The 25,086-nt window shown below is 38.6% G+C and carries 24 protein-coding genes; 8 read left to right on the forward strand and 16 right to left on the reverse strand.

Going from position 1 to position 25,086, the window contains the following annotated elements; genetic code table 11:
* Positions 1 to 119: 119 nt before the first annotated feature.
* A complete protein-coding gene (locus AB1H92_RS06890; protein ID WP_115361203.1) occupies positions 120 to 746 on the forward strand; it encodes a TetR/AcrR family transcriptional regulator in 627 nt (208 codons plus the stop codon).
* Positions 747 to 769: 23 nt separating this feature from the next.
* On the opposite strand, the gene AB1H92_RS06895 is transcribed toward AB1H92_RS06890, so the two are convergent.
* From AB1H92_RS06895 to parE, 5 genes are all read right to left on the reverse strand, one after another.
* Complete coding sequence (locus AB1H92_RS06895) at positions 770 to 1,153, reverse strand: TIGR02328 family protein (protein WP_115361201.1); 384 nt, start codon at positions 1,151 to 1,153, stop codon at positions 770 to 772.
* 24 nt (positions 1,154 to 1,177) lie between these two features.
* Entirely contained in the window at positions 1,178 to 1,711 is a 534-nt protein-coding gene (locus AB1H92_RS06900; protein WP_166739494.1) for a DUF1722 domain-containing protein, read from the reverse strand.
* Positions 1,712 to 1,796: 85 nt separating this feature from the next.
* Entirely contained in the window at positions 1,797 to 3,017 is a 1,221-nt protein-coding gene (locus tag AB1H92_RS06905) for an MFS transporter (RefSeq protein WP_115361197.1), read from the reverse strand.
* Positions 3,018 to 3,130: 113 nt separating this feature from the next.
* On the reverse strand, positions 3,131 to 5,563 hold the full coding sequence (parC, locus tag AB1H92_RS06910) for a DNA topoisomerase IV subunit A (RefSeq protein WP_115361194.1): 2,433 nt from the start codon (positions 5,561 to 5,563) through the stop codon (positions 3,131 to 3,133).
* Positions 5,560 to 7,533, reverse strand: a complete 1,974-nt coding sequence (gene parE / locus AB1H92_RS06915) for a DNA topoisomerase IV subunit B (protein ID WP_115361192.1) — start codon at positions 7,531 to 7,533, stop codon at positions 5,560 to 5,562. The genes parC and parE overlap by 4 nt, the downstream gene beginning before the upstream one ends.
* A 230-nt stretch (positions 7,534 to 7,763) precedes the next feature.
* On the opposite strand from parE, the gene plsY reads away from it, so the two are divergent.
* Entirely contained in the window at positions 7,764 to 8,369 is a 606-nt protein-coding gene (gene plsY / locus AB1H92_RS06920) for a glycerol-3-phosphate 1-O-acyltransferase PlsY (protein ID WP_115361190.1), read from the forward strand.
* A gap of 30 nt (positions 8,370 to 8,399) precedes the next feature.
* Positions 8,400 to 8,693: a HesB/YadR/YfhF family protein gene (locus tag AB1H92_RS06925; protein WP_115361188.1), complete on the forward strand. Its 294-nt coding sequence runs from the start codon at positions 8,400 to 8,402 to the stop codon at positions 8,691 to 8,693.
* Positions 8,694 to 8,755: 62 nt separating this feature from the next.
* Here the strand turns inward: AB1H92_RS06925 and AB1H92_RS06930 are convergent, their stop codons facing one another.
* From AB1H92_RS06930 to acnA, 3 genes are all read right to left on the reverse strand, one after another.
* Positions 8,756 to 9,058: a hypothetical protein gene (locus tag AB1H92_RS06930; RefSeq protein ID WP_115361186.1), complete on the reverse strand. Its 303-nt coding sequence runs from the start codon at positions 9,056 to 9,058 to the stop codon at positions 8,756 to 8,758.
* Entirely contained in the window at positions 9,058 to 9,483 is a 426-nt protein-coding gene (locus AB1H92_RS06935) for a thioesterase family protein (RefSeq protein WP_115361184.1), read from the reverse strand. The genes AB1H92_RS06930 and AB1H92_RS06935 overlap by 1 nt, the downstream gene beginning before the upstream one ends.
* Before the next feature lie 140 nt (positions 9,484 to 9,623).
* A complete protein-coding gene (acnA, locus tag AB1H92_RS06940; protein ID WP_115361182.1) occupies positions 9,624 to 12,350 on the reverse strand; it encodes an aconitate hydratase AcnA in 2,727 nt (908 codons plus the stop codon).
* Between the two features lie 273 nt (positions 12,351 to 12,623).
* Between acnA and AB1H92_RS06945 the strand changes: the two genes are divergently transcribed.
* Together AB1H92_RS06945 and AB1H92_RS06950 are read left to right on the forward strand one after the other, a co-directional pair.
* The gene (locus AB1H92_RS06945; protein ID WP_115361180.1) at positions 12,624 to 13,169 is read left to right on the forward strand and encodes a cysteine hydrolase family protein; all 546 of its coding nucleotides are present in this window, start codon (positions 12,624 to 12,626) and stop codon (positions 13,167 to 13,169) included.
* Between the two features lie 77 nt (positions 13,170 to 13,246).
* A complete protein-coding gene (locus AB1H92_RS06950; protein WP_115361178.1) occupies positions 13,247 to 13,498 on the forward strand; it encodes a GlsB/YeaQ/YmgE family stress response membrane protein in 252 nt (83 codons plus the stop codon).
* Positions 13,499 to 13,597: 99 nt separating this feature from the next.
* Here the strand turns inward: AB1H92_RS06950 and AB1H92_RS06955 are convergent, their stop codons facing one another.
* On the reverse strand, positions 13,598 to 14,275 hold the full coding sequence (locus AB1H92_RS06955) for a lytic transglycosylase domain-containing protein (protein WP_115361176.1): 678 nt from the start codon (positions 14,273 to 14,275) through the stop codon (positions 13,598 to 13,600).
* A gap of 31 nt (positions 14,276 to 14,306) precedes the next feature.
* The gene (locus tag AB1H92_RS06960; protein ID WP_115361174.1) at positions 14,307 to 14,900 is read right to left on the reverse strand and encodes an SCO family protein; all 594 of its coding nucleotides are present in this window, start codon (positions 14,898 to 14,900) and stop codon (positions 14,307 to 14,309) included.
* Positions 14,901 to 15,298: 398 nt separating this feature from the next.
* Between AB1H92_RS06960 and AB1H92_RS06965 the strand changes: the two genes are divergently transcribed.
* Positions 15,299 to 15,739 (forward strand): DUF2621 family protein, encoded by a 441-nt coding sequence (locus tag AB1H92_RS06965; protein ID WP_172481044.1) that lies wholly within the window; start codon positions 15,299 to 15,301, stop codon positions 15,737 to 15,739.
* A 125-nt stretch (positions 15,740 to 15,864) separates the two neighbouring features.
* Here the strand turns inward: AB1H92_RS06965 and AB1H92_RS06970 are convergent, their stop codons facing one another.
* The 3 genes from AB1H92_RS06970 to AB1H92_RS06980 form a co-directional block, all read right to left on the reverse strand.
* A complete protein-coding gene (locus AB1H92_RS06970) occupies positions 15,865 to 16,320 on the reverse strand; it encodes a CcdC family protein (RefSeq protein WP_172481074.1) in 456 nt (151 codons plus the stop codon).
* A 52-nt stretch (positions 16,321 to 16,372) separates the two neighbouring features.
* Positions 16,373 to 16,702: a thioredoxin family protein gene (locus tag AB1H92_RS06975; RefSeq protein ID WP_115361170.1), complete on the reverse strand. Its 330-nt coding sequence runs from the start codon at positions 16,700 to 16,702 to the stop codon at positions 16,373 to 16,375.
* A 73-nt stretch (positions 16,703 to 16,775) separates the two neighbouring features.
* Positions 16,776 to 17,486: a cytochrome c biogenesis CcdA family protein gene (locus tag AB1H92_RS06980; RefSeq protein ID WP_115361167.1), complete on the reverse strand. Its 711-nt coding sequence runs from the start codon at positions 17,484 to 17,486 to the stop codon at positions 16,776 to 16,778.
* 515 nt (positions 17,487 to 18,001) lie between these two features.
* Between AB1H92_RS06980 and AB1H92_RS06985 the strand changes: the two genes are divergently transcribed.
* Positions 18,002 to 18,436: a hypothetical protein gene (locus tag AB1H92_RS06985; RefSeq protein ID WP_115361165.1), complete on the forward strand. Its 435-nt coding sequence runs from the start codon at positions 18,002 to 18,004 to the stop codon at positions 18,434 to 18,436.
* Between the two features lie 68 nt (positions 18,437 to 18,504).
* Here the strand turns inward: AB1H92_RS06985 and AB1H92_RS06990 are convergent, their stop codons facing one another.
* Positions 18,505 to 20,292 (reverse strand): ABC transporter ATP-binding protein, encoded by a 1,788-nt coding sequence (locus AB1H92_RS06990; RefSeq protein WP_115361164.1) that lies wholly within the window; start codon positions 20,290 to 20,292, stop codon positions 18,505 to 18,507.
* On the reverse strand, positions 20,289 to 22,046 hold the full coding sequence (locus tag AB1H92_RS06995; protein WP_115361162.1) for an ABC transporter ATP-binding protein: 1,758 nt from the start codon (positions 22,044 to 22,046) through the stop codon (positions 20,289 to 20,291). The genes AB1H92_RS06990 and AB1H92_RS06995 overlap by 4 nt, the downstream gene beginning before the upstream one ends.
* Positions 22,047 to 22,255: 209 nt before the next feature.
* On the opposite strand from AB1H92_RS06995, the gene ilvA reads away from it, so the two are divergent.
* Positions 22,256 to 23,524 carry a threonine ammonia-lyase IlvA gene (ilvA, locus tag AB1H92_RS07000; protein ID WP_115361160.1) on the forward strand — a complete coding sequence of 423 codons (1,269 nt, stop codon included), beginning with the start codon at positions 22,256 to 22,258 and terminating at the stop codon, positions 23,522 to 23,524.
* 90 nt (positions 23,525 to 23,614) lie between these two features.
* Here ilvA and AB1H92_RS07005 read toward each other — a convergent pair whose 3' ends face one another.
* Positions 23,615 to 24,862 carry a DNA polymerase thumb domain-containing protein gene (locus AB1H92_RS07005; RefSeq protein ID WP_115361158.1) on the reverse strand — a complete coding sequence of 416 codons (1,248 nt, stop codon included), beginning with the start codon at positions 24,860 to 24,862 and terminating at the stop codon, positions 23,615 to 23,617.
* Positions 24,863 to 25,086 lie beyond the last annotated feature (224 nt).

The following is a 25,086-nucleotide window of genomic DNA, read 5'->3' on the forward strand; positions in this document are numbered from 1 at the left end:
CTCTCATTTCTCTTTTGAGTTGATTTCCTCTTAATTATATATACCGGAAGGTTAATTAATCAAGAGCGTTTTATGTTTATGGTATACTACAAGCAACCTATTGTTTGGAGTGAATTCATATGCAACAACGAAAAAGACCTTTAGGAAGACCGCGTAAAGAACATGGCGCACTGTCTACGAAAGATAAAATATTATGGACAGCGACCGACATGTTTTTAAAAAAGGGCTATTCATTTATTTCAATGGATGATGTTGCAGCGCAATGTGATGTAACAAAAGCAACCGTGTACTATTATTACAAAACAAAAGCTGATCTTTTTACGGATGCAATGGTGCAGTTAATGGTCCGCATTAAAAGACAAATCGTTGATATTTTATCGACAAATGAACCGTTAAAAACACAATTATTTAAACTCGCAAAAGCACATTTGCAAGCAACCGTCGATATCGACATTAATTCCTTCATGAAAGAAGCAGCAGTTTCGCTTTCAGATGAACAACTGAAATTAATGCAAGAATCCGAAGATGAAATGTATGCTGCCATGGCATTTTCTTTACAAGAAGCGATGGATCAAGGAATCATTCCACAAAGCAACCCGCATTTAGGAGCAGTTTTATTCGTTTCCATGTTGGCAGCTGGTAACAATATGAACAGAAATGCTGAGCAATCTTCCTTGTCATTAGATGAATTAGTGACAGAGATTATGAATCTGTTCTGGGACGGACTTGCGAATCCAAGTGCGTAAATAAAGTGTCAGGTTCTGCTATTTCAAGAACCTGGCATTTCAATCATTAAATGAATGCCTTTCTCTGCAAGATTTTCAAGACATTCCTTCATATAGCATTCATTATGCTCCGGATAAATCGGTGTAGTTTCCTGCTCAATGAATACCACTTCATAAGGTAAGCATTGTTTTCCACGATATGCTGGATTCTCCCATAACGGATCATTCTTATAACCTCGACGCTTCATTTCATTGATCACTTTCATGTGGTATTGAAAAAGCTTATAGGGGAAGTGGTCGAATACATAATTTACAGTCGCATGCTTTTTATTCCAACCTAAGCCACGAAGTGCACAGCATTCTCTATGTTGCCCCAATAATTGTTGTCTAGGTAGTTCTGTTAATAAATCTTCATGCCATAATCTCATTCTATTCCCTACTCTCTAGATTCTCTAAAAGATGTCATTGCTTTCCTTCTGTTTAAAAATGACAGAGTTACCGTTCCAATAGAGTGTATTCGGTGGGTACGTTTTTCCTTTGTCTTTCAGCGGAGCAGTAATTTGATTAAAACAATTCCCTCTTTTACTTGGCCACAAACTACAATTCAATAAATAATCAACTTGATAATGAAGTGTGTAGCTCTCTAAAATACGTAAAGCTTCTTTTGGATTCACTTGAATCAGCATATCCATCTCTTGTCTCGCTGCACTTGGTAATACTTTCTTAAAATAACCAGATATATGGTACAGCGCATTTGTAATTTGCGGTAAATCAGCACTTGGCACTTCCTTAAATGCAGTATACACACCGGAAAGTACTTCATAAGCCCTCACTAACTTCACATTGTCCGGGCGTAGATGTTCACGAACTTTACGATATTGCTGCTGACTGCATGCCAAAACAAAATATTTATTTGCAGCCCATACTGATTGCGCAGCTTTTAATATGAGTCGTTGATTGCAGATTATTTTTGTTTCATTCTCCATATTTATCACCCATTTCATTTAATATTGGTAAGATTATACACCTATTTATGGTAATATTAATTCTTCACTAAAAAAACCGCAAAAGTCATATGCTTTCCGCGGTTGGTTGTTCGAGTATAATATTTCTTCGCTTCATTTGGATAAAAAATAAAGCTGTTAATCCTAAACTGATGACACCAAAAATGACCACCATTAATTGGAGTCCAATAATATCTAAAAAAGCACCCGCTGTTAATAACACAACTTGAAACATGACACGTTCTAACATATTACGAAATGAAAAGAATCTTCCGTGGTAGGCTTTTGGCATCTGTTTTTGAAAGATGACCATCGCCGTTGGGAAAAAACATCCTAAGGCAAAGCCTAGTACAGTAAATGAAGCTAGTGTAATGACCTGACTTTCAACGAAAAACAACATAAATTCAGCAACAGCAACAAACATTGCGAAAACAAATAATATCGTTGTTGTTTTCCACTTTTTAGCGATATACTTCACAGCAAAAGCCCCAACCATAAATGCAACGCCTTCAAATGTATAAATAAGTCCTTTCATCGCCGTTGAATCTTGAATCTCGCTAATATTAATGACGATTAAATTAAAGGATCCGATAAAAAGTAATGGGATTAGCGTCATCACCAATGTCATCGTGACAGCCGGATAGAGTTTTAACACTGGAAATACTTCCATAAACCCACCTGACTTAGCGGGTCTTTTCACTTTCGCTTCCCTATCTTTGATACTATCTCCCTCATTAATTTGTAACATCATCGTAAATAATAAAAGCGCCCCATAAGCAATAATGGATGCCCAGTATAAAGTGACAAGCGACCAATAGACGAGCATGACTCCTGCTAGTGCAGTCCCTATAATGCGTGAAATAGTAGCAACATTCATGTGTAATCCGTTCATCGTCAATAAATCATCTTCATTTACGACTAATGGAATTGTTGCCTGTAATGCAGGAAAATAAAAAGTCGCCGCCAATTGGATACTAATCATAAACGCAACCATCCACCAAATAGATCCAGTCTCTAGAGCAATTAACATGAATACAACACTAACCATTCTTCCAAAACCTGAAATTAGGAGCACTGTCTTTTTCCTTGATTGGTCAATCACTTTTCCCGCTAGTGGACCTGCAACAAGTCCAGCAAGTAATCCAACAGACATAATTAATGCTTTCACAAAGTCAGATGGCACTTTCTCTTGCATAAATTCTAAGTTTCCGATAATCCCCATCCATAATCCTAGACCCGCAACCATTTCCCCTACTAAAATTATCCAAATGTTACGATTTCTCCACATAAAACTATCCCCGTTCGTAATAAAATCATCCACTTTATAATACTTCGTATCTCGAATTATTATACGGCATTGCAAAATAAAAGTCACGGGAATTTTACACCCCGTGACTTTGGTTATGACTCTGTAATTGCTTTTGGATCTTTGTATATATGTGTGACTTTTCCTTCTTTTTTCTCATCGGCAATAAAACTTCCATTCGATTGACGATCTACTAATCTTAAAGTACCTGCTTGAACCGGAACCTTTTCATCATTTTCTGTCGCTAATACAATAATTTCATCATTTGTTGCCATCACTGCACCAATTACCCGGTGAGGGTTCGTTTGCAGTTCTCTTAAGACGACAAGTCCGCGTTGAGCTCTCTTCGCTGTCTCAAGTTCTTTAAGTCCCATTCTCTTCGCTGCTCCGCGCTGAGTAGCTACAATAATCGAAGCATTCGTATCACGAACGACAACAATCGAGACGAGTTTATCATCTTCTTTTAAATTAATCCCCCGAACTCCAGCGGTACGAATACCAGTTACATTCACTTCAGACAATGAAAACCGTAGTGCATACGCTTGATGCGTAAAGAGTATTACATCTTCATCGCCTTTCACGAGTTTGGCGTCAACCATCCGATCACCATCGCGAACGCCCATTGCAATAAATGTTCGATTATAACGTCGGACTGGATAATTCGATAAACTTGAATGTTTTATGTTTCCATTTTCAGTTACAGTTACAATGACCGCATCTTCTTCGAAATCTTCAATACCAATCGCCGCTACAATTTCTTCATTCGGCTCTAACGGAATAATGCTTGAAATATGTTGACCTAGATCGCGCCATCTAATATCTGGTAACTCATAAACCGGCTGATATAAATAGTTTCCAAATGAAGTAAATAACAGTAGATGGTGCTGTGTATTCATCTGTCCTTCAAATAACATATAATCCGAATCCTTCATATCATGACCAGTACCATTTGATGCACTATATGAGCGAATGCTCGTTCTTTTAATGTAGCCATCTTTTGTAACAGAAACATATACATCTTCGCTCGGAACTAGGATATCGATATCTACTTTAATTTCTTCAATCTTTGCTTCAATCGCAGATCTTCTAGGCTCTGAAAATTTCTTCCGGAGTGCAGTCAGTTCTTTCCGAATAACTCCCGTAAGCTTTTTATCGCTTTTTAATATCGCATCTAATTCTTCAATCGTTTTTTTCAATGTTTCTTCTTCTTTTCGTAAATCCGTTATATCCGTATTTGTTAATCTGTAAAGCTGTAACGATACGATCGCTTCTGCTTGTATTTCAGAAAACCCAAACTTCTCGATAATATTATTTTTAGCATCGCGTTTATCTTTAGAACTTCTAATCGTTTGAATCACTTCGTCTAATATAGATAATGCCTTCATTAATCCTTCTACAATATGTAGACGATCCTGAGCTTTTTGAATGTCAAACTCTGATCTGCGTGTGATAATTTCTTTTTGGTGGTCAATATAGGCATCTAATAACATTGGAAGTGACATTAACGTTGGTCTGCGCCCAGAAATTGCAATCATATTAAAATTATACGTAACCTGTAAATCTGAATTTTTTAATAAATATTGTAAAATACCGTTGCTATCGGTATCCTTTTTTAATTCAATAACAATTCGTAAACCGGTTCTGTCTGACTCGTCTCGCACATCAGCAATGCCTTCCAATTTCCGATCAATTCGAAGCTCATCTATGCGTTTTACAAGGTTCGCTTTATTGACTTCATAAGGTATTTCAGTCACAACAATTTGTGATTTGCCGCCTTTTAATGATTCGATCTCTGTTTTGGCACGAATAACAAAACGGCCTCTACCAGTTTCATACGCTGTTTTAATGCCGGCTGTTCCTTGTATTATGCCGCCAGTTGGAAAGTCAGGCCCTTTAATGACCGTCATCAGTTCATCCACTGTAACGTTCGGCTTTTTGAGTCGCAGAAGAACCGCATCAAGCACTTCATGGAGTGCATGCGGTGGAATATCTGTAGCGTAACCCGCTGAAATTCCTGTTGAACCATTGACAAGTAAATTTGGAAATTTAGAAGGTAAGACAGTTGGTTCCGGTTCTGTATCATCAAAGTTTGGAATGAAATCAACTGTATTTTTTTCGATATCACGCAACATTTCACCCGCAATCGCAGATAAACGTGCTTCTGTATAACGCATCGCAGCTGCTGAGTCTCCATCGATAGACCCGTTATTTCCATGCATTTCAATCATTAAATGGCGCAGCTTCCAATCTTGGCTCATCCGTACCATTGCTTCATATACAGAGGAATCTCCGTGTGGATGATAATTACCGATTACGTTTCCAACTGTTTTGGCAGCTTTACGGAATGCTTTCTCATGCGTATTGCCATCATGATGCATCGCATATAAAATCCTGCGTTGTACTGGTTTCAACCCGTCACGCGCATCTGGTAATGCTCGATCTTGAATGATGTACTTACTATATCTTCCAAATCGATCCCCGATAACTTCTTCGAGTGGAAGATCTTGAAATCGTTCAACATTTGTCATTCATAATCCTCCTCGACATGGATAAATTCATTATCTAAAATATTATGTTCTTCAAGTTGTCCAAAATCGACGTTTTCTTCAATCCACCGTCTTCTTGGCGCAACTTTATCGCCCATGAGCGTTGTGATGCGGCGTTCCGCTTTAGCCCCATCTTCAATCGTGACACGGATTAACGTACGCGTTTCAGGATTCATCGTTGTTTCCCATAATTGTTCGGCGTTCATTTCCCCGAGACCTTTATAACGTTGTAACATATAACCCTTACCGATTTTCTCTACTGCCGCATCAAGGTCTGTTTCTGTCCAAGCATATTCAACCTTTTCTTTCTTGCCTGTCCCTTTAAATACCTTAAATAGTGGCGGAAGTGCAATAAAGACTTTTCCTGCCTCAACGAGTGGTTTCATATATCGGTAAAAGAATGTTAATAAGAGCACTTGAATATGGGCGCCGTCTGTATCGGCATCCGTCATGATGACAATTTTATCATAGGCTGCATCTTCAACATGAAAATCTGCGCCAACGCCAGCACCAATAGCATGGATAATCATATTAATTTCTTCGTTTTTCATAATATCTTCAAGCTTTGCTTTTTCGGTATTAATGACTTTACCGCGCAGTGGCAATATCGCTTGGAAAACGCGATCGCGTCCTTGTTTAGCTGAACCGCCCGCGGAATCTCCCTCGACAAGATACAATTCGTTTCTTGCCGCATTACGAGATTGAGCAGGAGTTAACTTACCTGAAAGCAGTGTTTCTGAGCGTCTTCTCTTTTTACCGGACCGTGCGTCTTCACGCGCTTTACGTGCCGCTTCTCTCGCTTGTTGAGAACGAATCGCTTTGCGGATAAGCGATGCACTTAATTCTGCATTCTCTTCAAGAAAATATAATAGCTTTTGGGAGATTACAGATTCTGTAACAGATCTAGCTTCACTTGTTCCGAGTTTTCCTTTTGTTTGTCCTTCAAACTGTAGAATTTCTTCAGGGATTCGGACGGAAATAATAGCAGATATTCCTTCGCGAACATCTGCTCCCTCCAAGTTTTTATCTCTATCTTTTAAAAGGCCTGTGCGTCTAGCATACTCATTAAAAACCCGAGTTAGAGCCGTCCGTGCCCCTGTCTCATGTGTTCCGCCGTCTTTTGTTCTAACGTTGTTAACAAAAGACAATATCGTTTCAGAATAGCCATCACTAAACTGAAACGCAAATTCGACTTCAATGTCCTCCGACTCTCCGTCTAAGTAAGCCACTTCATGTAATACATCTTTTTCTTCATTTAAATATGAGACGAATGCTTTTATACCTGACTCATAGAAAAAAGTTTCTTGTTTGTCAGTCTCTTCATCTTTTAAATTTATTTCTAATCCTTTTAATAAAAATGCCGATTCTCGTAATCGTTCACTTAATGTTTCATATTGATATTTAACAGCAGAGAATATTGTAGGATCTGGTTTGAAATGAATATCTGTTCCTTTTTCTCGCGTCTTGCCAATTTCCTCAAGCGTTGTAACCGGCTTCCCGCCTTGCTCAAAACGCTGACGAAATTTCTTCCCATCGCGGTAAATCGTCACTTCTAGCCATTCTGATAAAGCGTTCACAACTGCAGCACCAACACCATGGAGTCCACCACTCGTTTTATAACCGCCCTGGCCAAATTTACCGCCAGCATGTAATACGGTTAAAATTACTTCTGTCGTCGGTTTTCCCATTTGATGCATTCCCGTAGGCATCCCACGTCCATAGTCGCGGACACTGACACTACCATCTGAATGTAATGTGACATCTATTTCGGCACCGAATCCTGCAAGAGCTTCGTCCACTGCGTTATCAACAATCTCGTAAACGAGGTGATGAAGACCACGTGTATCGGTTGAACCTATATACATTCCAGGCCGTTTTCTAACGGCGTCTAATCCTTCTAGTACTTGGATTGAATCATCATCATAATTATAAACTTCTTGTTGTTTCGTCAAAATTCCGCCTCCATCAAACGAATGTTCTTAACTTTTATCGTACCGCTTCCGGAAAAGGTTGTCAAATCAACGTTTGCAGAAGCTCGCTTCATTAATTGTATATAAAAAACACTATGATTGCAACGAGAGGGAGATAACTTTACGCCTCATATCATATAACTGCCATTGTCGCATGACTATAGTTCTGATAAACTGAATGCATACTTAGACAACAAAGTGAGGAGTATGTCATGGATTTTTTCGTAATAATTTTTGCCGCTTATATTTTAGGGTCTATCCCTTCTGCATTATGGGTTGGCAAATGGTTTTACAAAGTAGATGTTCGTGAGCACGGTAGCGGTAACCTTGGGGCAACGAATACATTTCGTGTACTTGGTAAAACTGCCGGTTTCATCGTAACACTATTAGATATTTTAAAAGGAACAGTTGCAACAATACTTCCTTTACTTCCGTTATTTTCGGAAACAACGATTCATCCACTGGTTTTAGGGCTGGTTTCAGTTGTCGGACATATGTATCCGATTTTCGCGAACTTCAAAGGTGGGAAAGCAGTCGCTACTTCAGGTGGTGTTGTATTAGGGTATCATTGGCCAGTATTTCTACTTGTCATTATTATTTTTTTTATTGTTTTAAAGTTATCAAAAATGGTCTCTTTTACTTCGATGACAGTTGCAATCGTTGGCTTTATTTATAGTGTTGTTTATTATTTTAATACAGGTGATTTTTCCTTGTTACTCGTCATAGGTCTTCTATCTTTATTTATTTTTTATAGACACCGTGAAAACATTGCAAGAATCCGTTCGGGAACTGAACCGAAAATCACTTGGTTAAAGTAAGTAAAGCAATGTGAAAGGCGGGAATGATCAATGAATATTGTTCTGAGCGACGAAGCATTAAAGTGGTTTAGGGATGAAATGGAAGTCAGTCAAGGCGATGCCATTCGTTTTTTCGCAAGATACGGTGGCTCAAGTCCACTACATGAGGGGTTTTCTTTAGGTGTTACAAAAATTGAACCTGACGAAGCCTCTGTACAAGTAGATAAAGAAGGTGTCCTTTATTATATCGAAAGCAGAGATGAATGGTTTTTCGATGGGCATGATTTAATTGTTGAAGTCGATCCAAAACTACAAGAATTGTCCTATTCCTACAAAAAATCGTGAGAACGTTATGCTCTCACGATTTTTTTATGCAAAAACAGATTCCTGACCCTAATGAAAAACATTTATAATAAATTAAATCTTTTTAGTTGGTCAGTTAATCCTTCATTTATTAAAATTCTCTTCTCATGTTCTCCAAATAAATCAAAATGAGGGAAATCATCTCGCATATCAATCCACTCACGCTTGAGACCGTATTGCTCGCCCCATTCCGCAAGTCTTTCAATATTTCCACAGCCTGCTTTTGTAACAGTTTTACAGTTAGGAAAGCGATCATCCAACCAATAATGCGTTAGGAATGCAATTTCACCAGCTGCAACTGCCTTTTTCCAAGCGGTCAACTCTTGTCGATTAATGCCGAACGCCATTACGCTTGAACTCTTTTCACTTCATGATATTTCGCTTCCCAAGCAGGATCTATTTTACTTAAAGATACGGGACGAAAATTATCTTTTTTGACTAAGACATGTTCTGACAGAGCGGTTGCTGCAACCGTACCATCTTCATGTAAAATTTCGTAACCGTACGTTGTGCGTAAACGTCCATGGGTTTCAACCCAAGTTCGAATCGTTGCCACTTGGCCATAACGCATAGCGGCCTTATACTGTATTGATAAATCTGTCACAGGTGATAAGTACCCTTCTTTTTCTAACCCTGCATATGTAAAACCAAGATCCTGTATCAATGCGGTTCGTCCAATTTCCATCCATACTAAATAATTCGCATGATAAACAACACCCATTTGATCTGTTTCAGCATAGCGAATTTCTATTTCTTTTTCACTGACAAACATCCGATTCACCTCTTCCTTTATCATACAAGAGTTTAACATAAAAGACGCGGTACGCATCTTTTTGTGCATGTTTTTTTCTAAAACACAAATAAACTGTAGATAAAGTCACAATGGACTTTATCTACAGTTTTTATAATCACTTAATTAGTTACTTTGTTATCTTTCATTTTGTCGCGAAGAACCATTTGAAGGATTCCACCATGACGGTAGTAATCTACTTCAACGTCAGAATCGAAACGTGCAAGAACGTCGAATTCTTTTACTGAACCGTCTTTCGCAGTTGCTGTTACTTTTAGGATGTCACGTGGTTTAACATTGTCAGTAATGTTTACGCTAATTTCCTCTTCGCCTGTTAGGCCAAGCGTTTCAGCACTATCACCTTTCATGAATTGAAGCGGTAGAACACCCATCATCACAAGGTTTGATCGGTGAATACGCTCATAGCTTTCAGCGATAACTGTTTTAATGCCGAGAAGGGATGTACCTTTCGCAGCCCAGTCACGTGATGAGCCCATTCCGTAGTCTTTACCAGTAATGATTGCAAGGCCCGTGCCATCTGCTTGGTACTTCATTGCAGCATCATAAATTGGCATAATTTCTTTTGTTGGCCAGTAAGTCGTGTAACCGCCTTCAGTACCTTTCGCAATTTGGTTACGGATACGGATATTCGCAAATGTACCACGCATCATTACTTCATGGTTACCACGACGTGAACCGTAAGAGTTGAAGTAACGTGGGTTTACACCGCGCTCTGTTAGGTATTTACCAGCTGGTGTATCTTTACCGATTGCACCTGCAGGAGAAATATGGTCTGTCGTAATTGAATCACCGAACTTACCAATCACTCGTAAGCTTGTTAGTTCTTCGATATCAGCAGGTTCTTTTGAAAGTCCTTCGAAGAATGGTGGGTTTTGAATGTACGTAGACTCATCATCGAAGTTATATAATGAATCGTCCGTTGTTTCAATCGCATTCCAAGCTTCGTTTTCTGTGAATACACGTGCGTATTCTGCTCTGAAGAGTTCAGGTGTAACTGTTGCTTTAACAGCTTCTGCAACTTCTTCAGTTGTTGGCCAGATGTCCTTGAAGAATACATCGTTGCCATCTTTATCTTGACCGATAGGGTCGTTTTGAAGGTCAATATCAACTGTTCCAGCAAGTGCGTATGCGACAACTAAAGGTGGTGACGCAAGGTAGTTTGCTTTCACAAGTGGGTGAATACGTCCTTCAAAGTTACGGTTACCTGAAAGTACTGAAGAAACGAGTAGATCTTCGTCAATGATTGTTTTCTCAATTTCAGGTAATAGTGGTCCAGAGTTACCGATACAAGTCGTACAACCGTATCCAACTAAGTTAAAGCCGATTTGCTCCATGTATGGAAGTAAACCAGAGTCTTTTAGATAGCCTGTAACAACTTTTGAACCTGGCGCAAGTGATGTCTTAACGTATGGTGCTGGTTTCAGACCTTTTTCGACAGCTTTTTTCGCCACAAGTCCCGCACCTAGCATTACATATGGGTTGGACGTGTTTGTACATGAAGTGATTGCAGCGATTGCAAGGTCGCCTGTTTTCATTTCAACTTTACGTCCATCTTCGAAGTCGATTGTTCCTTTTTTCGATAGTTCTTTTGGAGATAAACCGAATCCTTGGTTTCCTTCAGGAGCAACAACTGCATCGTTGAATGAACGTTGCATTTCCGAAAGTGGAATTAAGTCTTGTGGACGTTTTGGACCAGCAAGGTTTGGTTCAACTTTTGAAAGATCGATTTCGATAACGTCTGTATATGTTGGCTCTTCTTTATCTGGTGTAAAGAACATATCGTTCTCAATTAAATATTGTTTAACAACTTGAACCTGTTCTTCTTCACGGCCTGTTAAACGCATGTAGTCTAGTGTTTCTTCATCTACTGGGAAGAAGCCACAAGTTGCACCGTATTCAGGTGCCATGTTTGCGATTGTTGCACGGTCTGCTAGTGGTAAATTTGCTACACCTGGTCCGAAGTATTCTACAAACTTTCCAACAACGCCGTGTTCACGTAATGTCTGTGTTACTTTTAGTGCAAGGTCAGTTGCAGTTGTTCCGTTTGGAAGTTCTCCAACTAATTTTACCCCAACAACTTCTGGTAATGGGAAGTATGAAGGTTGACCAAGCATTCCTGCTTCAGCCTCAATACCGCCTACACCCCATCCAAGAATCCCCATACCGTTAATCATCGTTGTGTGGGAGTCTGTTCCAACGAGTGTGTCTGGGTACGCTTCAAAAGTTCCGTCTTCATTCTCAACGGCATGAACAACGTTCGCTAAGTATTCGAGGTTAACTTGGTGAACGATACCTGTTGCAGGTGGAACCGCACGGTAATTGTCATAAGCCTTTTGTGCCCAACTTAGGAACTGATAACGCTCAGCATTACGCTTGAACTCAAGCTCCATGTTTAATTGAAGCGCTGATTCATTCCCATAGCTATCGACTTGTACTGAGTGGTCAATAACAAGATCTACTGGAATTTCAGGATTAATCTTGTCTGGGTCTCCACCCATATCAGCCATTGCTTGACGAAGTGATGCTAAGTCAACAACAACTGGAACACCTGTGAAGTCTTGTAAAATAACACGAGATGGTTTAAATGGAACTTCACCGTTTGGATCAGCATCCGTTCCCCATTTCGCAAGGTTTTCAACGTGGTTGTCTTGAATGACATACCCATCATGTTGTCTTAATACGGATTCAAGTAGCACTTTGATTGAATAAGGAAGTTTAGAGATTTTTGAAATGCCAGCTTCTTCGATTGATTTTAAACGATAGTAATTATATGTCTTACCATCGAGCTCAAAAGAAGAACGGCTGTTGTGTAAATTACTTTTAGCCATTTTATTTCCTCCTATAATCTACTGAAAAGGCGGTTGAAAAGCGTCTCTTCTCTACTTCATCATATAATAGTCTAGTACATAAGTAAAATACAATAACTTTATAGATTCTCATAAGTAAAATTAATGACCTATTATAATTGATAGGAATGAGAACGCTAACATGTTTTTAAAGGGATCATTTGATAATATATTATTACGATTGGTAAACCTATAATGACATTGCCACTTTAATGTGACATAATTAGAATAAACAGAAAATGGAGTTGGTATAAATTGAAAAAAGCCTTACTCGTTATTGACTACACAGTTGACTTTGTCGCCGAAGAAGGTGCATTAAGCTGTGGAGAACCTGGTAGAGCTCTTGAATCTTATATTGCATCTTTAACAGAACAGTTTATCGATGAAGAACAGTTTGTTGTCTTTCCTGTTGACGTGCATGAATTGAATGATCCATTCCATCCAGAAACAGAACCTTTTCCACCACATAATATTCGCGGAACAGCTGGTAGAGATTTATATGGGTCACTTCTACAGGTCTATGAAAAAAATAAAGATAAGGTCGTTTGGATGGACAAAACAAGATTTAGTGCATTTGCGGGAACAGACCTTGAATTACAACTTCGAGCACGAGGAATAACAGAGTTACATCTTGTCGGCGTTTGTACAGATATCTGTATCTTACATACTTCAGTAGATGCATATAATAAAGGGTTCGATATTTTCATTCATGAAAAAGGTGTCGCAAGCTTTAATCAAGCCGGTCATGAATGGGCATTAGGTCATTTTGAAAACACGTTAAATGCCAAAATCATTCGTTAATTAAATTTTATTCGTTTAAAACCTTAGGAAAACGGTCATAACATAGAATAACCTTACTTAAAAGGAGAGGATATTTTATGTTCAGTTTTTTATGGTTTCTAATTATCGGCGGGATTATAGGATGGCTAGCCGGCGCTATATTGGGTAGAGATATACCAGGTGGTGTTGTTGGTAATATTATTGCAGGTATTATCGGTGCGTGGATTGGCGGTAAACTTCTGGGGCAATGGGGTTGGAAAGTTTCTGATTTCTATGTCTTCCCGGCTTTAATCGGAGCACTTATCTTTGTATTTATTCTTAGCTTACTCCTAAAATCCATACGCAAATGATAAAAAAGCGGCAGATTTGATAAGCCACAACAAATTCATGCAAAACTAAAAGGATGAATCCCATTTACATGAGATTCATCCTTTATTTATAGTAATGAACTAACTACCAGAGTAACTTGCTTCGATCGTTTCACGTGATTCTTCAAACATATTGTAGAACCATAGCACATCTTCTACATATTTCTCACTTCGATTATAATCAAAAATCGCTTTTTCTATTTCATTGTTGGCAGCGCCGCTATCAGCTAAATATTTCGCCGCACTATGGATAGCATCTTCTATATCATAAGGGTCTGCTATCCCATCCCCATTTGCATCTACTCCATAACCGCCGTGCTGTTCAATCACTTCAGGGTTTGTTTTATCCTCTTCCGGAATATTTCCTTTACCGAGCCCATCACACCCCGGATAACTCCATCCAACAAAAGTACAAGGCATAAACTGCATATGCCCTTCAGCACCTGCTGGCGAAAGGAGTGGATCCATTGTCGAAAACTTTGTTTCAATTCGATGATGTGCCGCCAATAACGTCCAAGGAACGTTATATGTCTCAGCTGCCTCAATATATATTGGAATATATTCTTCCGGTATTTTCATATGACTATGACGATCTTGCAAATCTAATAATGAATTTGCTGATTTTTTCAGGAGATCAGGATGATTAATGCTTGTCCAGACAATGGCAGATAAAGTGAATACTGTTACAGCGACCGGTATGAATAAAATGATCAACAGTGCCTTTGTCTTCATCGACAATCCTTTTCTTTTTTTCTTCATCCTTTTCCTCCTAAATTACAAGCGAAAACGTTTAAGTCCCTTGTTTAATTAATGCTTTCATATCTTTCACAATGTCCTCATATTGGACATCCATACTTCCATTATACATTTTTACGACGTTTCCGTCACGATTAACTAAATAAAAGTTTACACCATGCGTGACTTGGTTAGAATTTGGATCAGGGGCAACAATTGTTGCAAATGACTTTTTAGCAATTTCTGCAATCTCATCTTGTCTATAACCTGTTAACATCTCCCATTTCGATTCATCAGCAGGTTCGAATATATCTAAGTATTGTTGTAACACTTCTGGTGAATCAACCGCAGGATCAACTGTAAATGAAACGATTTTATAATCTTCAACATTTTCTTTAATGAGTTCATCTTGAAGTTTGGTCATATTCACCATCATCGGTCCACAAACAGTCGCACAATTTGTAAAGACAAACTGCCCTAACCACACTTCACCTTTTAAATCTTCTAGCGATACTTCCTCATGATGTTGGTTGGTAAAAGTAAATGGCTCGATTTTTAATTTATAATCGGCTTTAAATCCATTACTTGAACACGCACTTAAGAAAAGTGCGAAAATGAGTACAAGAGGTACCTTAAAAATATTACGCATTAACTTCTCCCTCACTAATAAATGATGACTCCATCATAGCGTAACAACGTTTCATGAACAAGCGAAGGACTACGTATGGTATGGCAAAGCCCGACGAATATGTGAAGTTTTTGAACATCCTTTTCAAATTTTTCACTTCCATAAGTGGATGTGCTGACAAACTTGTGAGTGAGCTTCTTTCGGCAGAAGTTTTTGACTTACGAATAAACTTTCCATCTTTTGTCATGTCCACATGAAAAAAACTTGTTCAAACCCATGTTTAAAATCGATGGTTGACATGAAACTCACCTCCCTTTTCGCTTTTATATAGAAGGAAAAAGAGAATACGGATTCATTGTCCGTGAATTTTTTCAATTTTTCTCTTATAATATTAACTAGTATAGAAGAGGTGAATTAAATTGCTTGACGGTTGGTTTCTTTGGTTTATCTTATTTTGGGTCGTTGTACTGGTAGGTCTGTTTGCAATTGGCGGCTTTTTTATGTTCCGCAAGTTTTTAAAATTGTTTCCGAAAGAAGACGGGAAATCGATCATTGACTGGGAAGAATATTATGTAAATGAATCGCTCCATCTTTGGGACGACCAAGCAAAAGCGTTATTAGAAGAACTATGTAGCCCTGTTCCTGAATTATTCCGCCCTGTTGCCAAACAAAAAATAGGCGCAAAGATTGGACAGTTAGCGCTCGAGGAAAAATTAGATAAGGTAGATTTAGATGTAATCATTCGTGGATATATCATCGCAACACCTAAACGTGACCATAGGTTTCTCCGCAAAAAGCTTGCGGAAATGGAAATAGATGTTGAACCATATGAAGAGTTCTTTTTATTAAGTGCGAAGTAGCTGAAAAAATGGCGTCGCAAAGCTACTTAAAAACAAATAAACTCCAACGCTATTAGACTGCGTTGGAGTTTTTGTGTCTTTCAAAAACTATGATAAATCAAAGAGTGTCCGAACGTATGATAACGCTAGGACAACTCTTCTTTAAACTGAAGTGTATTTTCAATCTTTTTAAAATTTATTAGCATCGATATTCGCCACGGAACAATCATACCAAAAGCAAGAATCCAAAACATACCACCTAATTCACCGATATCTACTGTATTACTTAAAACCAACTTTCCAATAAGACGGATCAGTAATAAGCCAAAAAGGATGAATGCAAACGCTTTAGATTTTTTAATGAATACTTCCTCTTCGCGCACTTCAAAATTTGTCGTTTTTATTAATATTAGTGAAAACAACACCCCAACGATAAGCGCTTCAATAATTTGTAAAGGGGCTACTCGAAATTCTTCAAAAATAAACATCAGTGCGCCTGTCGACATAAAAACAGGCGGCAAAATTATTTTCTTCACGGAAACTGGCTGTTTTGCAGATTTCGAGCGTACAATAATTGCCAGTATCCCCATAAAAAGGGCCATTACCGTAGTACCAATTATTAATAAGGCTGGAGGAATAGAGATGAAAATCGCCTCAATCACGATGCTCACTCCCACCAATTAATTCTTGCAAACGGTATTGAAGATCCTTCATACGTACAAATCTAGCGAACCGGGCATATTCTTTTCCTTGATGATATAAAAGAACGACCGGGGCTGTAAACAAAGAAAGTTGACCAGCCATTTCAGGCACTTCTGAAACGTTGAGCATGTAGAATGGCAGTGAATTGTTTTCTTCCAGCGCTTCTACTTGTGGTAATAGCCCATCACAAACAGAGCAGTTATTCGTCTTAACAAATAACAATACACTTTCGTGCTCATTTATTTTTAGTTGCCATTCTTCGTATGACTGAATGAACTCCATTTTTAATTCCTCCTAAATGGCATTTACCTATGCTCTATCCTATGCTTATATTCTTGGGATACCTAGGACTAAGTTAAAAACCTTGGAAATCCCCAAAGAATGGACTCAGCCAGTTAATGATATACGTCATGCCGTCAAAGAATAGTAGGATTCCAAAGGCAATCATAATATACCCACCGATTTTCATAATAGGTCCACTGTATTTACGGATAGCACCAATTTTGGTTACAAAAAATGACAAGGTGAAAAACGGAATGGCAAATCCTAGAACGTATGCGATCATATAATACATTCCAGAACCTGGATTGGTTCCAGCTAAGCCAATAATCGCACCAATAATTGGCCCTGAACAAGGTGTCCACCCTGCCGCAAAGGCAAGTCCAATTAACATTGTCCCTAAATAGCCACTTGGTCTATTTTTAAATTGAAGTTTACGATCTTTCATTAGAAACTCAGGCGTAAATAATCCGATAATCATAAGTCCAAAGATAACAATAAAAATTGCACCGATTTGTCTTAATATGACAATATTTTCTTGGAAAAACGTACCAAGGAACGTGGACCCGAATCCCATTGCGATAAAAATAAGTGAAAAACCTATTAAAAAGAAAAGGGTATGTAACATACCTCTCCTTGTCATTCGCTTGGAGTCGGATTGTAAATCATCGATTGACATACCTGTTATGTATGAAAGAAACGCCGGATATAACGGCAATGTACACGGTGAAATGAAGCTTAAAAAACCAGCTCCAAATGCAAAAAACATATTTAAGTCAGTTCCCATCAATTCGTCTCCTTTACTACAATACTTCTTTCATCGTATCAAAAGAATCTCCATATTACGCTTAATTTGACTGTGAAAGGTTTGTGAACAATCATAAAAAGCGGAAAGCACCGATTAGATGCGACAGGCATAAGACGAGTCGACGCAGTGGCGGTTTTTGCCACGTAGTCGAATTGACTTATGACCCGAGCATCTGGTGCTTGCAGCTGGATTGAATAAAAAGCGGAAAGCGACGGGTAGACGCGACAGGCATAAGACAAATTGACGCAGTGGCGTTCTTTGCCACGTAGTCGAGTTGGCTTATGACCCGAGCGTCTGTCGCTTGTAGCTGGATTGAATAAAAAGCGGAAAGCGATGGGTAGTCGCGACAGGCGTTTAAACCTTCTCCTGCCAAAATAGCTTGCTAACTATTCCGTTCGTTTTATACAAACATTTAATTTAAAAGTATGTTTTTTAAAATAACAGACAAAATATAATTGATACAATGTAAAAGTCTGAGTCAAATAGGTGAAGTTATGAAGAAAATCATACTATTTAAGTGTATTTTGTTTTGTATAATGTATTTTAATATTAAAGACGAATCAACGGATCTTCCCTATCTAGAACCTAGATGCCCCGCTACCGATGCGTTAATCCAAACAACAAGTAAGGATAAAGCGGAACTTTTACGAAAACTAAATGAATTAGTCCAGGACGCCTATCCATATGATATATACAGTGAATGGGAAGTACAGGAAGCGATACCTTTACGCTCATTGATTGGAGTCCCATACGATGAGGCCTATTTTATGATGGCTCAAAGGCTATGCAATAAAAGGGTGGCCGATAACTCTTGGTTAATTAAAGTTCAATTTCCCAAGCTATTACCGTCTGCAAGCGCATCCGCAGGGATTATGTTTGTGACTAAAGATAAACAGAATGGTTGGTATGTTTGGTATACGTATCGATAAAGTGAAAAAGAAAATCACTCTTTTATAAAATGAGTGATTTTCTTATAAACTAGGAGTTAAGTAAATAATTACCCCGCATTCTCCGCTGAGCTGTTTTGTAACTCATACATCATATAATAGAGACCTTTTTGCGCTAGCAACTCTTGGTGCGTGCCGCGTTCAACAATTTCACCTTTATGTAAAACTAAGATGAGTTCAGCATCTTGAATTGTACTTAATCGGTGAGCAATGGCAATCGTCGTTCGTCCTTTACGCATTTTTTCTAGACTCGCTTGAATTGCAATTTCTGTTTCCGTATCAATATTTGCGGTCGCTTCATCTAAAACAAGTATTTTTGGATTCGTTGCCATCGTTCGCGCAAAGGCGATTAATTGGCGTTGACCACTTGAAAATGTTGCACCGCGCTCTGTTACTCTTTGCGAATATTTATCTGGCAGTTTTTCAATGAATTCATTCGCACTTACAAATTCCGCTGCCCCTCTAACTTTTTCTTCCGGCATTTCTTGATTATGCAAACGTATATTACTAGCAATATCCCCATAAAACATAAAAGGATCCTGTAGGACGAGGCCCATTTTTTCACGTAATTCGTCTGGTGGATATTCTTTTAGTGAAACGCCGTCAACTAAAATTTCTCCTCGCTCGAATTCGTAAAAGCGCATGAGCAAATTAATAATTGAACTTTTCCCACTCCCTGTATGCCCAACGAGTGCCACAGTTTCTCCCGCGTTTGCCGTAAAGGAAATGTTTTTTAAGATATCCGTTTGTCCATCATACGAGAATGACACGTTACGAAACTCAATTTTCCCTTCGCCTACTTTTATATTTTGAACTACTTTTTGCTCAGGTTCCATATTTGTGTCATCCATTAACTTAAAGACACGAGATGCGGATACGAGCGCTTGTTGGAAAATCGATAGACGTTGCATCACTTGTTGAACAGGTTGGAATAAACGTCCGAGTAAAGTTGTAAACGCATAAAGAACTCCTACTTCCACCGACGTTTCTAATGAAAGAAACCCAAAATATCCTAGCGTAAAAATAATGGCACCTGTATAAAGCAACTCGATTGCCGGACTTAGTAAAATGCCGTCAAATTTTATGTTACGCATACCTGCCCTATAGTGCTTTTCATTAATATCATCAAACTCAAGTTCGAGTCTTTCTTCTTGCCTAAATGCTTGTATCATCCCCATACCAGACAGGGATTCAGCAATTTTGGCGTTTAATTGACTCAGTCTCTCACGAATATCTTGATAAAAATCCGCACTGTAATGTCTGTATACCGAGACAATTAGTAAAAACAATGGCAGAAGCAATAATGAAATGAAGGTTAATTTCACATCTAATGAAAATAAGGCAATATAAACACCGATCAATACAAAGATTGCCTGTAGAAATGTCACGATAACACTTACAAACATATCTTTAATTGATTCCGTATCGTTTGTCACCCGTGATACGATACTGCCTACTGGTGTTTGATCAAAATAAGTCATGCCAAGACCTTGCACTTTAGAAAATACGTCAATTCTCATTTGTTGAATTATTTTCAAAGCAATATCTTGAAAGCGAATTAACTGAAAGTAAGAAACGATGACGATGAATAATTGGATACCAATGTAGGTCGCGGCAATAACCATGACTTCTTGTTTTGGAAAATTCATCGGTATCAAATTATTGTCTATAAATCTTTGAATAATTAAAGGACCAATAATTGTACCCGTAATCGTTAATGTGAGTAAGATGAGTGCAATGGCAATACTACCTTTATGAGGGGTTGTATAACGCAATAATCGTTTTAAGACAACCCACTGATCATTTGCTGTTAATTTAGGTTGTTTTTCTGAGTTCATTGGCCCTCACCTCCCCGTTCGACCATGACCTCGAGTTGTTGCAAGTCGTACATCTCTTTATATCTACCATCCATGGCTAGTAACTCTTCATGAGTGCCAGCTTCCGCTATCGTACCTTCATGCATGACAATAATTTTATGCGCATGTTGAATTGCACTTAACCGGTGTGACGTTATAATTGTTGTTTCATCTGTACGTGCTTGTTTTAATGCTTCCAAAATGGCTTCCTCTGTTCTTGCGTCTACCGCCGATAGTGAGTCATCTAGGATTAATAATTCCGGATTCATAATTAAAGCACGTGCAATGGACACTCTTTGCTGCTGACCGCCTGATAATGAAACGCCTCGTTCTCCAACGATGGTGTCGTATCCTTCCGTAAAACTAAGAATATCTTGATGGATTTGCGCAAGTTCAGCAGCTTCATAAATTTTTTCTTTCGCAATTTTGGGATTCGTAAAAGCTATATTTTCCGCAATCGTTGTTGAAAATAGGAAATGATCTTGTGGCACATAACCGATAGACGCCCGTAAACTTTGTTGTTTATATTGATGAATGGAATGTCCGCCGTACTGAATACTCCCTTTATATCCTTCAAATTCACGAAGCAATAACTTTAAGATGGCTGTCTTCCCAGACCCTGTTCTGCCCACAATGCCTAACGTTTCGCCTTTCTTCAAAGTGAAATGAACATTCCGGAGGGCAAGCGCCTCATCTCCAGGGAATTTGAATTCTTCCACATTGAACTCCAAATCACCTTTTGGTCGTTCAGAAATCGCACCTGGTAAGTCTTTAATCTCAGGCGTAATGGACAGTAGCTCCGTAATTCTACTGTAAGAAGCATTGCCACGCTCTACAATATTAAAGAGAAATCCAAATGCTAGCATTGGCCAAACGAGCAGTCCAAGGTAGGTACTAAAGGCAACCATATCACCAATGGACATATCTCCTGCGATAATATACTTCGTTCCAAAGAAAAAAGATAAAATGTAAGAAACCGCAAATATGCCCGTAATGGTCGGGTCGAATAATGCATCTACTTTTGCAACTCGCATATTTTTAGCCACAACATCCGTTGATAAATCAGTAAAATCTTCAATATCCTCTTTTTGCTGGCCGAATGTTTTAATCACTTTAATCCCAGTAATACTTTCTTGTGTTTTATCATTCAAATGAGAAAATGCTTCTTGAGCGTTGCGAAATCTTTGTCTTAATAAACGCCCGTAGTAACTCGTCAAAAAAATCATAAATGGCAACGGAATCAGTGCAATGAGCGTCAGTTTCCAATTGATTGTGAGGGCCATTGTTAAAATCACGAAGCCCCCTGTTGCAATCGAATCAACTAATGTTAACACACCCATTCCCGCAGTTTGCTGAACTGCATTAATGTCGTTCGTTGCATGCGCCATTAAGTCCCCGACACGTCTTTTTTGATAAAAAGAAGGTGACATCTTTGTAAAATGATGAAATAGCTTTTCACGCATCGTACGGGACAATCGTACAGCCGATCCGAATATCATAACCCGCCAATAAAAGCGTGCGATATACATAAGAATCCCTGCGACACCTAAAATGAGAAGCCACTTTGTCAGTCCAGAAGCCGTCAAAGAGCTATCCGTAATGTCATCTACAATAATTCCTATGATTTTTGGCGGTAGTAATTGTAAAAGAGATACAAGTACAAGTGCGCTTATCCCAATTATGTATTGCTTTCTTTGTTGTTTAAAAAACCAACCTAACTGCACTAATACCTTCACACAACTCCCCCTAATTCTCTATAAAAATTGAACACCTTAATATTTTAACAAAAGTCTGAACAATATAAAAGGTCCGGATGTGAAATTATCCGGTTTATGAAATATTTTACTCATCAATTATTCGTACATTACTTGTGTGAATATTTACACAAGGTCGTACTTTTATGTTACAATTAGTAAATCTTTATGAATTGACGGAGGGAATAAACATGACAACTAAAGAAGCGGAAGTTGATACGCTACATGTGGAAGATATTTTAAAAGCGTATCATCTGTTAAAAGACGTAGTGACACATACACCTTTACAAAGAAATGAACAACTTTCCGAAAAATACGCGTGTGATGTCTATATAAAGAGAGAGGACTTGCAATATGTGAGGTCTTTTAAATTACGTGGGGCTTACTATAAAATAAAAAAAGTTGAACAAACAGCCCGTGAAAAAGGGATTGTTTGCGCAAGTGCCGGCAACCATGCACAAGGCGTTGCTTATTCATGTGCGCAGCTAGGAATTCACGGAACCATTTTCATGCCACAAACGACACCGAAACAAAAAGTAAATCAAGTCAAAATGTTCGGTCGCGATCATATAGAAATCGTTTTGACTGGCGATACTTTCGATGATTCATTTACTTCGGCTATGGCATTTACAACGAATAATGATAAAATATTCATTCATCCTTTCGATGACTTGGATATTATTGCTGGACAAGGAACGGTTGCCATTGAAGTGATGAACGACATTGAAAAGCCGATAGATTATGTATTTTCAAGCATCGGCGGGGGCGGACTCACGGCTGGGCTCAGTACATACATCAAAAGTGTTTCGCCAATGACACAGATGATTGGAGTTGAACCTGCCGGCGCTGCAAGTATGAAATCAGCATTTGAGGCCGGAAGTGCGACTCTTTTACCATCCATCGATAAGTTCGTAGACGGGGCTGCCGTACAATGTGTCGGAAATCATACGTATGACATTTGTCAGAAGTATTTATCTGATATTGTACCTGTGCCGGAAGGAAAAGTTTGTTCTACCATTTTAGATTTATACAATTTGCATGCCATCATCGCAGAACCGGCTGGTGCTCTACCAATCGCAGCACTTGATTTTTATAAAGAACAAATTAAAGGCAAGTCGATTGTTTGTGTCATTAGCGGCGGAAATAATGATATTGGTAGAATGCAGGAAATTAAAGAGAAATCATTAATGTACGAAGGGTTACTTTATTATTTCATCGTTAATTTCCCGCAACGAGCTGGTGCATTAAGACAATTTTTGGATAATGTACTTGGACCAGATGACGATATCACCACTTTTGAATATACAAAGAAAAACAACAAAGAAAGCGGTCCTGGACTTGTCGGCATCGAATTAAAATATAGCGAAGATTATGAAGGACTCATTGAACGGATGAATCAATCCGGTTTTTCCTATAAAGAAGTGAACAAAGATAGCACATTGTTTGAACTGCTCATTTAATGTGTTCGATTTCCCCACCGTATGTCTATGGACATATGGTGGTTTTTTAATTAAATATACCCTCTCTTAACTCGAATTGCTCCCCGTTATTCACCGAAAATGCCCACCAATTAACTTTGACCTTTCCACTGCCGTGCCTGCTTCTGTATAAGAAACAGCTCGTAGTATTGCGTTAGAGCCGTACTTACTTCGAAGCGAATCCATTGTTTCGCCAAGTTTCCGGTTGCGCCATTTATGTTCGTCAAATAAACTTAATTGCATCACATGTTCATCTTCTAGTTTTGTTAAACTAATCGCCAATCGACGAATCGGTCGTCCATCATGAAACTTCTCTAACAAATCTGCACATACTTGATAAATTTTCATCGTATCGTTTGTTGCTTCAGCTATAGAACGTGAACGACTAAAACCACCGCCAAATGCATTTTTAGAATAATCGGCGGATAAATGAACCGTATACCCTACTTTTTTCGCTTTTCTTGCCCGCATCGCTACATCTTCACACATCTCAAGAATGACGACTAAAATATCTTCACGTTTCACGTAATCCCGAAAGAGCATTTGTCCTTTCCCAAAACTAACTTGTTCTTCAAGTAACAAAGGACCCATATCCGATAAATCGATGCCGTGTGCATGGTAATAGAGCTGATTTCCCATGACACCAAATTTCTTTTCTAGTTTTTCAAGAGAAGTATTTGCTAAATCACCTACCGAAAAAATCCCCATATGATTTAACGTTCGTTCTAGTCGGCTGCCAATTCCCCACATTCGACTTAACGGCGCGACAGGCCAAAGTTTTTCAGGTACATCTTCGTACGTCCATTCGGCAATGCCTATCTTTTTGGCTTCTAGATCAAGTGCCAATTTCGATAAGAGAAGGTTTTGTCCAATGCCGAAAGCTGCTTTTAATTCGAATTGACGAACAAGATCATCTTGAATACGGCGTACCGTCTCTTTTGGTGGCCCCCATAATCTTTCTGTTCCATCAAGGTCAATAAAACTTTCGTCAATGCTATACGTATGAATTGCTTCTTTCGGTACGTATTGATTCAGAAGACGCGTAATTTCCATCGATACATCGATAAAAAATTGCATTTTTGGCTCAATTAAACGAATGGATGGATCGTCTGGGATTTCAAACAACCGATTTCCTGTTTGAATGCCGAATTTTTCTTTAAGTGGCGGTGAAGCAGCGAGAACGACTCCCCCTTTCCGGTTCTTATCACCAATAATGGCAATAGGCGTTTCCATCACATCGAGTCCTTCTAGTACCGCAGCACAACTTGCATAAAAACTTCTCATATCCATGCAAACAATATTTCGCTTTGGCAAATTCATGACTCTCCTCCTCAAATATAGAACAAACGTTCTTTCCTTAAGTATAATCCATAAGTATTCATTTATTCAATCGGAAGTTTTTTACAGTAGGTTGCCACATTGCACGGATTTATTTGTAGAATAGTAAACAATCACGTGCATACAAATTACTTATATACAAATCACTTGCACTATGTTACATTCTTACTAGTTGCTATATTCCGATAATTATTCACCGAGGAGGA

It is taken from the genome of Sporosarcina pasteurii, assembly GCF_041295575.1.
GTDB lineage: Bacteria > Bacillota > Bacilli > Bacillales_A > Planococcaceae > Sporosarcina > Sporosarcina pasteurii.

What these genes read in the sequence shown, in the direction of transcription:
- acnA (WP_115361182.1), bottom strand. Translation starts at nt 12,350, where the DNA reads ATGGCTAAAAGTAATTTACACAACAGCCGTTCTTCTTTTGAGCTCGAT.
- plsY (WP_115361190.1), top strand. Translation starts at nt 7,764, where the DNA reads ATGGATTTTTTCGTAATAATTTTTGCCGCTTATATTTTAGGGTCTATC.
- AB1H92_RS06985 (WP_115361165.1), top strand. Translation starts at nt 18,002, where the DNA reads ATGAAGAAAATCATACTATTTAAGTGTATTTTGTTTTGTATAATGTAT.
- AB1H92_RS06900 (WP_166739494.1), bottom strand. Translation starts at nt 1,711, where the DNA reads ATGGAGAATGAAACAAAAATAATCTGCAATCAACGACTCATATTAAAA.
- AB1H92_RS06905 (WP_115361197.1), bottom strand. Translation starts at nt 3,017, where the DNA reads ATGTGGAGAAATCGTAACATTTGGATAATTTTAGTAGGGGAAATGGTT.
- ilvA (WP_115361160.1), top strand. Translation starts at nt 22,256, where the DNA reads ATGACAACTAAAGAAGCGGAAGTTGATACGCTACATGTGGAAGATATT.
- AB1H92_RS06955 (WP_115361176.1), bottom strand. Translation starts at nt 14,275, where the DNA reads ATGAAGAAAAAAAGAAAAGGATTGTCGATGAAGACAAAGGCACTGTTG.
- AB1H92_RS06975 (WP_115361170.1), bottom strand. Translation starts at nt 16,702, where the DNA reads ATGGAGTTCATTCAGTCATACGAAGAATGGCAACTAAAAATAAATGAG.
- AB1H92_RS06935 (WP_115361184.1), bottom strand. Translation starts at nt 9,483, where the DNA reads ATGTTTGTCAGTGAAAAAGAAATAGAAATTCGCTATGCTGAAACAGAT.
- AB1H92_RS06950 (WP_115361178.1), top strand. Translation starts at nt 13,247, where the DNA reads ATGTTCAGTTTTTTATGGTTTCTAATTATCGGCGGGATTATAGGATGG.
- AB1H92_RS06930 (WP_115361186.1), bottom strand. Translation starts at nt 9,058, where the DNA reads ATGGCGTTCGGCATTAATCGACAAGAGTTGACCGCTTGGAAAAAGGCA.
- AB1H92_RS06970 (WP_172481074.1), bottom strand. Translation starts at nt 16,320, where the DNA reads ATGGCCCTTTTTATGGGGATACTGGCAATTATTGTACGCTCGAAATCT.
- AB1H92_RS06980 (WP_115361167.1), bottom strand. Translation starts at nt 17,486, where the DNA reads ATGGGAACTGACTTAAATATGTTTTTTGCATTTGGAGCTGGTTTTTTA.
- AB1H92_RS06960 (WP_115361174.1), bottom strand. Translation starts at nt 14,900, where the DNA reads ATGCGTAATATTTTTAAGGTACCTCTTGTACTCATTTTCGCACTTTTC.
- AB1H92_RS06895 (WP_115361201.1), bottom strand. Translation starts at nt 1,153, where the DNA reads ATGAGATTATGGCATGAAGATTTATTAACAGAACTACCTAGACAACAA.
- AB1H92_RS06925 (WP_115361188.1), top strand. Translation starts at nt 8,400, where the DNA reads ATGAATATTGTTCTGAGCGACGAAGCATTAAAGTGGTTTAGGGATGAA.
- AB1H92_RS07005 (WP_115361158.1), bottom strand. Translation starts at nt 24,862, where the DNA reads ATGAATTTGCCAAAGCGAAATATTGTTTGCATGGATATGAGAAGTTTT.
- AB1H92_RS06890 (WP_115361203.1), top strand. Translation starts at nt 120, where the DNA reads ATGCAACAACGAAAAAGACCTTTAGGAAGACCGCGTAAAGAACATGGC.
- parC (WP_115361194.1), bottom strand. Translation starts at nt 5,563, where the DNA reads ATGACAAATGTTGAACGATTTCAAGATCTTCCACTCGAAGAAGTTATC.
- AB1H92_RS06990 (WP_115361164.1), bottom strand. Translation starts at nt 20,292, where the DNA reads ATGAACTCAGAAAAACAACCTAAATTAACAGCAAATGATCAGTGGGTT.